8 protein-coding genes and 1 pseudogene are annotated in these 10,659 nt (G+C 71.4%); 4 read left to right on the forward strand and 5 right to left on the reverse strand.

The annotated features are described in order from the left end of the window. The 4 genes and pseudogenes from IJH84_RS29065 to IJH84_RS29080 all read left to right on the forward strand — a co-directional run. A pseudogene (locus IJH84_RS29065) lies at positions 1-251 on the forward strand (ribonuclease D); the annotation flags it as partial. Between the two features lie 355 nt (positions 252-606). Beyond that, positions 607-1,857, forward strand: a complete 1,251-nt coding sequence (locus tag IJH84_RS29070) for a thiolase family protein (RefSeq protein WP_295151269.1) — start codon at positions 607-609, stop codon at positions 1,855-1,857. Beyond that, the gene (locus IJH84_RS29075; protein WP_295151271.1) at positions 1,854-3,962 is read left to right on the forward strand and encodes a 3-hydroxyacyl-CoA dehydrogenase NAD-binding domain-containing protein; all 2,109 of its coding nucleotides are present in this window, start codon (positions 1,854-1,856) and stop codon (positions 3,960-3,962) included. Before IJH84_RS29070 ends, IJH84_RS29075 begins: the two co-directional genes overlap by 4 nt. Positions 3,963-4,166: 204 nt before the next feature. After that, the gene (locus IJH84_RS29080) at positions 4,167-4,757 is read left to right on the forward strand and encodes a Uma2 family endonuclease (protein WP_295151273.1); all 591 of its coding nucleotides are present in this window, start codon (positions 4,167-4,169) and stop codon (positions 4,755-4,757) included. A gap of 84 nt (positions 4,758-4,841) precedes the next feature. Here the strand turns inward: IJH84_RS29080 and IJH84_RS29085 are convergent, their stop codons facing one another. The 5 genes from IJH84_RS29085 to IJH84_RS29105 form a co-directional block, all read right to left on the reverse strand. Further along, positions 4,842-5,954 (reverse strand): sensor histidine kinase, encoded by a 1,113-nt coding sequence (locus IJH84_RS29085; protein WP_367269116.1) that lies wholly within the window; start codon positions 5,952-5,954, stop codon positions 4,842-4,844. Positions 5,955-6,004: 50 nt separating this feature from the next. Then, positions 6,005-6,685 (reverse strand): response regulator transcription factor, encoded by a 681-nt coding sequence (locus IJH84_RS29090; protein ID WP_200071297.1) that lies wholly within the window; start codon positions 6,683-6,685, stop codon positions 6,005-6,007. A 148-nt stretch (positions 6,686-6,833) separates the two neighbouring features. Next, entirely contained in the window at positions 6,834-7,625 is a 792-nt protein-coding gene (locus IJH84_RS29095) for an SAM-dependent methyltransferase (RefSeq protein WP_200071296.1), read from the reverse strand. A 187-nt stretch (positions 7,626-7,812) separates the two neighbouring features. After that, a complete protein-coding gene (gene dxs / locus IJH84_RS29100) occupies positions 7,813-9,741 on the reverse strand; it encodes a 1-deoxy-D-xylulose-5-phosphate synthase (RefSeq protein ID WP_295151278.1) in 1,929 nt (642 codons plus the stop codon). Between the two features lie 283 nt (positions 9,742-10,024). Next, positions 10,025-10,659, reverse strand: a 635-nt coding sequence (locus IJH84_RS29105; RefSeq protein WP_367269115.1) for a class I SAM-dependent RNA methyltransferase, incomplete at its 5' end; no start/stop codon positions are given.

Genomic DNA, 10,659 nt, shown 5'->3' on the forward strand with positions numbered 1-10,659 from the left:
GCGACCCGGCCGCCGCCGCGCGGCTGTCCGCGGCGCGCTCGGCGATCTCGGAGATCGCCGAGGCGAACGGCTTGCCTGCGGAGAACCTGCTGCTGCCCGATCTGCTGCGGCGGATGTGCTGGACCCCGCCGAAGCAGCTCGACACCGAATCCGTGGCGGCGCACCTGCGCGAACGGGGCGCCCGGGAATGGCAACTCGACCTGACCGCGGCGGCCCTGAGCACCGCGCTGCAGGCGGGCGCCGATCAATGAGCGCGTTGCGCGTGTACGAGTTCCACAGGTGCTCGGCACCGGTCGAGCACACCTGGCGGTAGTGGTTCGATTTCTCGGCCGGGCGCGAATTCGACGGCGGCCCGCGCCGATGGCCGCGCTGCGTGCTGACCACGTCTTCCCGTGCAGCGCAGGCACGATGTCACCGCATGTGACCGACCAGACAGCTGCCGGCTCGAAGCGGTGCACGAGCCCGGTGGTTACCGGCGGGTAATGGGCGCTAGGGTGCAGTTACCGGCCAGTAGCGGCCCGCGGGTTCCGGCGATCGCCGCCCGCGACCACGAGCGAAGCCGGGCAACGAGCCAGACAGTCCACAGTGAACAGTGAGGAGCACGCCGTGGCCGCACCCGCGTCGGCGCCAGCCGACTCGCGCAGCGCAGCACGTGCCGTACGGGACGTGGTCTTCGTCGACGGCGTCCGCACGCCGTTCGGCAAGGCAGGCAAGAAGGGCTACTACGCCGAGACCCGCGCCGACGACATGGTCGTCAAGGTCATCCGCGAGCTGCTGCGGCGGCACCCCGAGCTGCCGCCGGAACGCATCGACGAGGTCGCGATCGCCGCGACCACCCAGATCGGCGACCAGGGGCTGACGATCGGCCGCAGCGCCTCGCTGCTGGCCGGGTTGCCGCAATCGGTGCCCGGCTTCGCCATCGACCGGATGTGCGCCGGGGCGATGACCGCGGTGACCAGCGTCGCGGGCGGCATCGGGTTCGGCGCCTACGACGTGGCCATCGCGGGCGGCGTCGAGCACATGGGCAACCACCCGATGGGTGAGGGCGTGGACCCGAACCCGCGCTACGTCGCGGACAACATCGTGGACCCGTCCGCGCTGGTCATGGGCTCCACCGCGGAGAACGTGCACGACCGCTACCCCAGCCTGACCAAGGAGCGCACCGACACTTACGCGGCGCTGAGCCAGCAGCGCTACGAGCAGGCCGCGCTGGCGGGCAAGATCTCCGCCGACCTGGTGCCGGTCTCCACCCGCTCCGCCGAGCAGGGCTGGGGCCTGGCCGCCGCGGACGAGCCGCCGCGGCCGGGCACCACCGCGGATTCGCTGTCCGGGCTGAAGACGCCGTTCCGCCCGCACGGCCGGGTCACCCCGGGCAACGCCGCCGGGCTCAACGACGGCGCCACCGGCTGCCTGGTCGCCGACGGCGACACCGCCCGCTCGCTGGGCCTGCCGATCGGGATGAAGCTGGTCGGCTACTCCTTCGCCGGGGTGGACCCCGAGGTGATGGGTGTCGGGCCGGTCCCGGCCACCGAGAAGGCGCTGCAGCGCGCGGGCCTGAGCATCGACGACATCGGCCTGTTCGAGATCAACGAGGCGTTCGCGGTGCAGGTGCTGGCGTTCCTGGAGCACTTCGGCATCGCCGACGACGACGCGCGGGTGAACCCGTGGGGCGGGGCGATCGCCTGCGGCCACCCGCTGGCCTCCTCCGGGGTGCGGCTGATGACGCAGCTGTCCCGGCACTTCGCCGAGCACCCCGAGGTGCGCTACGGCCTGACCACCATGTGCATCGGTTTCGGCATGGGCGGCACGGTCATCTGGGAGAACCCGAACTTCGACACCGCAGGGGGCGCGGAGTGAGCACGCAGACCGACTTCGCAGCGCTGTTCCCGGACGAGGTCGTCACCGAGGCCCGCACGCGGCTGCTGGACGTGCCGGGGCTGCGCGGCAAACTAGCGCTGATCACCATCGACAACGGCCACGACCACACCAAGCCGTCCACGTTCGGCCCTGGCGGGCTGACTTCGCTGAACACCGCGCTGGACGAGGCGTTCGCCGCCGAGCCCGCCGCGATCGCGGTCACCGGCAAGCCGTTCGTGTTCGCCGTGGGCGCGGACCTGTCCGGGATCGGGCAGATCTCCCAGCGCGAGCACGCGCACCAAGTGGCCAAGACCGGGCACGACGTGTTCCGGCGGCTGACCGAGTCGACGATCCCGACCTTCGCGTTCGTTAACGGGGCGACGCTGGGCGGCGGGCTGGAACTCGCGCTGTCCTGCCACTACCGGACCGTGTCCGAGGGCGTCTCGGCGGTCGCGTTCCCGGAGTGCTTCCTCGGGTTGTTCCCCGGCTGGGGCGGCACGCAGCTGCTGCCGAACCTGATCGGCGCCGACTCCGCGGTCAGCGTGATCATCGAGAACTCGCTGAACCAGAACAAGATGCTCGACGCGAAGAAGGCCACCGGCCTGGGCATCTTCGACGAGCTGCTGGGCAGCGCCGACTTCCTGGAGGAGTCGGTGCGCTGGGCGGCGCGCGTCGCGAACGGCGAGCAGACCGTCCAGCGTCCGGAGGTCGACCGCGGCCAGGCGTGGGATGACGCGGTCGAGCGCGCCAAGGGGATCGTGCAGGCCCGCACCCAGGGCGCCTCGCCCGCGGTGACCAGGGCCGTCGAGCTGATCGAGCTGGCCCGCGGCAACGACCTCGACGCCGGCTACGCCGCCGAGACCGAGGCGCTGGCCGACGCGCTGATGTCGGACGAGTTGCGCGCCGGGCTGTACTCGTTCGACCTGACCCAGAAGCGCGCCAAGAAACCGGCCGGGGCCCCGGACAAGTCGCTGGCCCGCGAGGTCAACAAGGTCGGCGTGGTCGGCGCCGGGCTGATGGCCGGGCAGCTCGCGCTGCTGTTCGTGCGGCGGCTGCAGGTGCCGGTGGTGATCACCGACGTGGACCAGGGGCGCATCGACAAGGGCGTGGCCTACATCCACGGCGAGATCGACAAGCTGGCGGGCAAGGGGCGGTTGTCGCCGGACGCGACCAACCGGCTCAAGGCGCTGGTCACCGGCTCGCTGGACAAGGCGGCGTTCGCCGACGCCGACTTCGTCATCGAAGCGGTCTTCGAGGAGATGTCGGTCAAGCAGAAGGTGTTCGGCGAGCTGGAGCAGCACGTCTCCCCCGAGGCGATCCTGGCCACCAACACCTCCTCGCTGTCGATCAGCGAGATGGCCGCGCAGCTGAACAACCCCGAGCGGGTCGTGGGCTTCCACTTCTTCAACCCGGTCGCGGTGCTGCCGCTGCTGGAGGTCGTGCGCGGCGCCAAGACCGATGACGGCGCGCTGGCCACCGCGTTCTCGGTGAGCAAGCAGCTGAAGAAGTCCAGCGTGCTGGTCTCCGACGCCCCGGCGTTCGTGGTGAACCGGCTGCTGACGCGGTTCATGGGCGAGATCATCGCGACGGTCGACGAAGGCACCCCGTTCGACGTGGCCGATCGCGCGCTGACCCCGCTGGGGCTGCCGATGAGCCCGCTGGTGCTGCTGCAACTGGTCGGCCCGGCGGTGGCGCAGCACGTCAACGAGACGATGCACGCCGCCTACCCGGACCGCTTCGGGCTCAGCGACAACCTGGACCGGTTCGTCAAGGCGGGCAAGACCGCCGTGTGGCAGTCCGACGAAGCGGGCAACCAGGTTCTCGACCCCGAGGTCGCCGAGCTGTGGGTGCAGGGCTCGAACCCGTCCACCGAGGAGCAGGTGCGGGAGCGGGCGCTGCGGGCGCTGGCCGAGGAAGCGCAGCTGATGCTCGACGAGGAGGTCGTCGCCGAGCCGCACGACCTCGACATGTGCATGATCCTCGGCGCGGGCTGGCCGTTCTGGCTGGGCGGCATCACGCCGTACCTGGACCGCGCTGGGCACGCCGAGCAGGTCAACGGCAAGCGGTTCCTGCCGCGGGGCGTGGCCTCGGTGCCGACCGCCTGATCAGCGGGACCACGCGGGGCCGGGGCGATCCGTTCGCCCCGGCCCTTCGTCGTCCGGAAGTGGATCTCCGAACACGATCTCGTGACTTCTTCATCGGCCCACGACGAGCCATTTCACCGTCCGTGATGTAGGCATCGGACTCGTTCGTGCCTAAGCTTGGACTGTCACGATGGCCGCGTCCCGGACGAGACGAGGTGATGACCAGTGGTCGCGCTGGTGCAGCACGAACTCGGACCTTTCACGGTCGAGGACTGGCGTGTGCTGCCCCCTCGCGAAGACGGTTCGCGCCTGGAGCTGATCGAGGGCTACTGGCTCGTGACACCCGCCCCCACCGGACAGCACCAGTTCGCGGAAAAGCGCATCCTCAACGCGTTCGATGCGGCGATCGCCGCCGCGGAGAGATCGGACCTGACCGCGCTGAGCGGCATCGGAGTGGAAGTCAGCACGCTCTACCGCACCGCCATCAACCCGGACTTCGCGGTGCTCGGCGTAGCGCCGATCGGCACGAAGTTCGCCGCCTCGGATGTGCTGCTCGTTGGCGAGATCTGGTCCCCCGGCAACACGTCCATCGAGCAACGTGGCAAGTTCGACGGCTGCGAGCGCAAGAAGATCCCGTTCTTCTGGAGCATCGCCCAGGACGAGATCGGGCCGACCGAGCTGGTCACCTACCGATTGATCGGGCGTCGCTACGAGCTGGAGGACCACATCAAGCTCGGCGACGGTCCCCAGACGATGACGGCTGGTCCGGTACCCGTCGAGCTCGACCTCGCGCATTTGCGGTATCCGCGGCGGTAGCTCTCCCGATCAACACCGGCGCCGTTCAGGCCTCAGAAGCGCTCATGTCCGTCAGCCGTAGTTCGGCCCGCACCACCTTTTCGCCTACTGGCGAGGTGGAAAGGAGATGGTGATGGCGAGGCCGCCGGTGTTGACAGGACTGGCGTGCAGGTGACCTTCGTGGGCGGTGACGGCGGCTCGGACGATGGACAGGCCGAGCCCGGCCCCGGTGCGGGCGGTTCGCTGAATTCCGGCGCGGCGGAACGGATCGAACAGGGCGTCGACCTGATCCGCGTCGATCACCGGCCCGGAGGAAGCGACCCGGAGCGTTCCCTCCTCGGTACTGACCTCGACCCAGCCGCCGTCGACGTTGTGCCGCACCGCGTTCTCCAGCAGGTTGCCCGCCACCCGCTCCAGCAGTGCCGGATCACCCTGCACCAGCGACCGCCCGGCCGTGCGGGTCAGCTGCAGCGAGCGGGCCGCTGCCTCGTCGCGCACGCCGTTCCAGGCGCGGGTGACCACCTCGTCCAAGTCCACCGGCTCGCGGGTGGCGAGCTCGGCCCCCTCCGTGCGGGCGAGCAGCAGCAGCGCCTCGACCAAGCGTTCCGCGCGGGTGGTGGCCTCGCGCACCACGGTCGCCATCCGGCGCAGCTCCGCGGCGTCCGCGTCCGGGTCGGACAGCGTCACGTCCAGCTCGGTGCGCAGCACCGACAGCGGAGTGCGCAGCTCGTGGCTGGCGTTGGCGACGAACCGCCGCTGCGAATCGAACGCGGCCTGCAACCGGTCCAGCATCGCGTCGAAGGTGTCCGCCAGCTCGGCCACCTCGTCGCGCGGACCGGTCAGCTCGATCCGCTCGTCCAGCGACTCCGCGGACAGCCGCCGCGCCGAGCCGGTGACCTCTTGCAACGGCCGCAGCACGCGTCCGGTGACGGTCCACGCCAGCACCGCGGCCGCCGCGACCACCGCGACGAACGCGATCCCGCCGATGGTCAGCACCTGATCCCGTGCGGCGCTGCGCAACGCGGCGCCCAGGTTCTCCGCGGGCACCTCCGCCCCGGCCACCCGCACCCGGCTGCCCGGTGGCAATCGCGGAACCGCGGCGACGACGTTGCCCGCCAGCATCCATCCCAGCCACAGCAGCAATCCGCTCACCGCGGCGACCAGCCCGGTCGCCAGCAGCGTCAACCGCACCCGCAGGCCGGGACCGCGGCGGATCAGCGGGCGCCCGGCGCTCACTCGTTGCCCGGCGCTCACTCGTTGCCCGGCGCTCACTCGTACTCGGTGCGGGCCGCCGTGGGCACCTGGTAGCCGGAGCCGACGACGGTTTCGATCACGCCGGGCTCGCCGAGCTTCTTGCGCAACGTCATCACCGTGACCCGCACCGTGGTGGTGAACGGGTCGGCGTTCTCGTCCCACACCCGTTCCAGCAGCTCCTCGGAACTGACCACGGCGCCGCCCGCAGCGAGCAGCACTTCCAGGACCCCGAACTCCTTGCGCGTCAGGTCGACCTCGGCGCCGTCGCGGGAGACCACCCGCCGCGCCGGGTCCAGCGACAGCTCCCGTGCGGTCAGCAGCGGCGGGACGGCCGGTGTGGCCCGCCTGCCCAGCGCGCGCACCCGCGCGGTCAACTCCGGGAACGCGAACGGTTTGGCCAAGTAGTCGTCGGCACCGAGCGACAGCCCGTCCACCCGGTCCTGCACCGCGGCGCTGGCCGTCAGCATGAGCACGCGGGTCAGCTCGCCGGAAGCCACCACCTCGCGGCACAACTGGTCCCCGGACAGCACCGGCAGGTCCCGGTCCAGCACGATCACGTCGTAGCGGGTGATCGCGGCCTTCTCCTGGCCGTCGGCGCCGTCGTAGGCGACGTCCACGGCCATGCCCTCCCGGCGCAGCCCGCGAGCGACGGCGTCCGCCAGCGGCTGCTCGTCCTCCACGACAAGGATTCGCACCTGTTCACCGTGCCACAGCCGTGCCGGTCCGGATCAGCGCCCGGCGGGCGCTCGGCGGATACTCCGGATTCGCGTATCGCCGCGGAGCAGGTTCGCGGGTCGGGCCAGGACACGCGGGTGTGGACGCAGACCGCGCAACAGACGGGATCTACGGTTTGCGGCCCACGGCGCAGCGGGAGAAGTGCTCCGCAGCGGGCTCCGCGCCGTCGGGTCGCCACTGGTGGCAGGGCACCAGCCCGGGATCGACGAGGTCCAGGCCGCGGAAGTAGTCCGCCACCACCTCCGGACTGCGCAGGAGGTACTGCGGCGCACCGGTCGCGGCGTACTCCGCGGCCGCTCGCGCTGCCTCGGGGTCGGTGTCGAGCGTCTCGTGAACGGCGAGGTAGCTGCCGGAGGCGAGGCCGCCGACCAGGCCGTGCACCACCCGCAGCACCTGTTCATCGTCGCCCGCGTGCCCGAGCACGCCCATCAGCATGAGCCCGACCGGGCGGTTCAGATCGAAGGACTCCGCGACGCGAAGCAGGGTCGACCGCGGATCGCACATGTCGGCGTCGAGGACGGCGTGCCGCGGCTGCTCGCCGAGCAGCTCCTGGTAGCGCTGCCGGACCTGCGGGTCGACGTCGACGTAGCCGACCCGGGCGTGTCGGCTGATCCGTTCGACGATCTCGTGCGTCGGGTTCGCCGTCGGCAGGCCGGGGCCGACGTCCAGCACCTGGTCGACACCGGCCTCGCCGACGAGGAAGCGCACGGAGCGGGTGATGAACGCCCGGCTGGAGCGGGCCACGTCGACCACGCCGGGAAACGCCAGCCGCCCCCGCTCGCCCGCTTCGCGGCCGGCCGAGCCGTGTTCCGAACCGCCCTGCCAGTAGTTCCACACCTGCGCGGACGTCGGGACGTCGGCACCGGACCGGTCATCGGAATCCGTTCGCCCGCCGCCCATCTCGCCTCCCGCACCGTGGGACCGCTGGGCTCGATGCTGCCGCACCGAGGCGGGGAAACCAACGTCCATCCGAACGAACGACGTGGTGTCCCCACCTCAACGCGGAGACGGGTCGCGTGCTGGGCGGGACCGCGGGTCGCGGTGCTGCCGCGGCCGTCCGGGAACCACCGCCCGGGAAGATCAGCGGTCAGGCCTCGCGGCTGAGCGTGTCGCCGATGGACTCGCGCTGCGCGGCACGCAACCGGTCGGCGACCCACTCGGTGATCTGCCGGGCCACCTGCTGCTCGGTCAGGCCGAGTTCGGCGAGCACCTCCTCGCGCGAGGCGTGCTCCGGGAATTCGTTCGGCACCGCCAGGTCCCGCAACGGCACGTCGATCCCCGCGTCCCGCAGCGCCGCCGCCAGCGACCAGCCGAAGCCGCCGTGCCTGCCGCAGTCCTCCAGCGTGACCACCAGCTCGTGCTCGCCGACCATGGTCACGACCTGCTCCGGCACCGGCAGCACCCAGCGCGGGTCCACGACGGTGACGCCGATGCCCTGCGCGGACAGCCGCCGGGCCGCGGCGACCGCCGCCTCGCCGAACGCGCCGACCACGGCCAGCAGCACATCGCTGCGCTCACCGCGATCAGGCCGGTGCAGCACGTCCACACCGCCGACCCGCTCCACGGCGGGGACCTCTTCGATGACCGAGCCCTTCGAGAACCGCACCACCGTGGGCCCGTCGTCGACGGCCACGGCCTCCCGCAGTTCCTCCCGCAACGTGACCGCGTCGCGCGGCGCGGCCACCCGGATGCCGGGGATCACGCCGAGGATCGACAGGTCCCACATGCCGTTGTGGCTCGGACCGTCGTCACCGGTGATCCCGGAGCGGTCCAAGGTCACCGTGACCGGCTGCCGGTGCAGCGCCACGTCCAGCAGCAGCTGGTCGAAGGCCCGGTTCAGGAACGTCGAGTACACCGCGAACACCGGGTGCAGCCCGCCCATCGCCATGCCCGCGGCCGAGGTCATCGCGTGCTGCTCGGCGATGCCCACGTCGAAGCAGCGCTCCGGGTACGCCTTGGCGAACTTGTCCAGTCCGGTCGGCCCGAGCATCGCCGCGGTCAGCGCCACCACGTCGGAGCGTTCGGCGCCGATGCGCACCAGCTCGTCGGAGTAGACGTTCGTCCAGCTCGTCGGCGCGGGCTTGGTGGGCGCCCCGGTCTCCGGATCGATCACCTTGACCTGGTGCATCTGGTCGGCCTCGTGGTTCTCGGCGGGCGCGAAACCGTTGCCCTTGCGGGTCACCGCGTGCACGATCACCGGGCCGCCGAACGAGCGGGCCATCTGCAGCGCCTGCTCCATGGCGCGCATGTCGTGCCCGTCGACCGGACCGAGGTATTTGATGCCGAGGTCGGAGAACATCACCTGCGGGCTGAAGGCGTCCTTGAGCCCGGACTTCGCCGCGTGCAGCCCGGTGTAGAGCGGGCGCCCCACCACCGGCAGGTTGCGCAGCGTGCGCCTGCCGCTTTCCAGCGCCTTCTCGTAGCCGGGGTTGAGCCGCAGCGCCGCCAGGTGCTCGGCCAGCCCGCCGATCGTCGGGGCGTAGGACCGGCCGTTGTCGTTGACCACGATCACCAGCGGGCGTTCCTGGTCGGCGGCGATGTTGTTCAGCGCCTCCCAGCACATCCCGCCGGTCAGCGCGCCGTCGCCGACGACCGCGACGGCGTGCCTGCCGCCGCCGGTGAGCTGGAACGAGCGCGCCAGCCCGTCGGCGTAGGACAACGAGGTGGAGGCGTGCGAGTTCTCCACCAGGTCGTGCTCGCTCTCCGCGCGCGACGGGTAGGGCGCCAGCCCGTCCTTCTTGCGCAGCCGGTCGAAGCCCTGCTGCCGGCCGGTGACCATCTTGTGCACGTAGGACTGGTGCCCGGTGTCGAACACGAGCGCGTCCCGCGGCGAGTCGAAAACCCGGTGCAGCGACAGCGTCAGCTCCACCGCGCCGAGGTTGGGGCCGAGGTGGCCGCCGGTGCGGGAGACCTTCTCGACCAGGAACGACCGGATCTCGGCGGCCAGCTCCACCAGCTCACCGTGCTCGAGTCGTTTCAGGTCGGCCGGACCTTGCACGGAGTCCAGCAGCGTCACCGCTCCACCTCGCTCGTCATCCAGCAATGCTTGTGCTCAACCCGGTTCGCACGGGTTCCGGGAGTGCTCTCCGCCGCAGGCGGCCCCGACCAGTCTACGGAGCGCGGCCACCCGCCCCGGACAAGGTACGCAGGTCTGCGCCCGCTCCGGATCACCGGTCCGCGGGAATCCGGCAACGCGTGAACACGCTGCACAGGTAACGGAAACGGCCCCGAACGCCGCGGATTCGCAGGTACATCCCTCGAACGGGTGGACCGACTACCACACTTTCCGGGCAGCTCGATCACGCTGCTCGCGACCGGCCGGGCGCCACGGGTTCGAGCAGCGCGATGCACTCCACGTGGTGCGTCATCGGGAAGGCGTCGAACGCCTCGAGCTCAGCGAGCCGGTATCCGTGCTCGGCGAACAGGCCGACGTCGCGCGCCAGGGCAGCCGGGTCGCAGGCCACGTGCACCACTCGCGCCGGCCGCCGCGCGCACACGGCCTCGACCACCGCCCGGCCCGCGCCCTTGCGCGGCGGGTCGAGCACTGCCACGTCCGGCCGCGGCAAGGATTCGTCGGCGAGCACGTCCTCGACCGCTCCGGCCCGGAACGACACCTGCGGAAGGTCCCGCAGGTTCGCGACCGCGTCCTCGGTGGCGCGGCGGGAGGACTCGACCACGAGCACCGAACCGGCCGGTCCGGTCTGCTCGGCCAGCACCGCGGCGAACAAGCCGACTCCGCCGTAGAGATCCCAGGCCACACCACCGCCGGGCACCGCAGCCATCCGGCGGACCGTCTCGGCGAAGGTGTCCGCTGCGGCCGGGTGCACCTGCCAGAAGCCGTCCGCGGCGAGTTCCCAGTTCCACCCGGCGGCCTGCTCGCGCGCCACGCCCGATCCCTCGACCTGCGTGGAGATCACCGCGCCGCGCTTGCCCC

The sequence above is a fragment of the Saccharopolyspora sp. genome (genome assembly GCF_017434145.1).
GTDB lineage: Bacteria > Actinomycetota > Actinomycetes > Mycobacteriales > Pseudonocardiaceae > Saccharopolyspora_C > Saccharopolyspora_C galaxeae.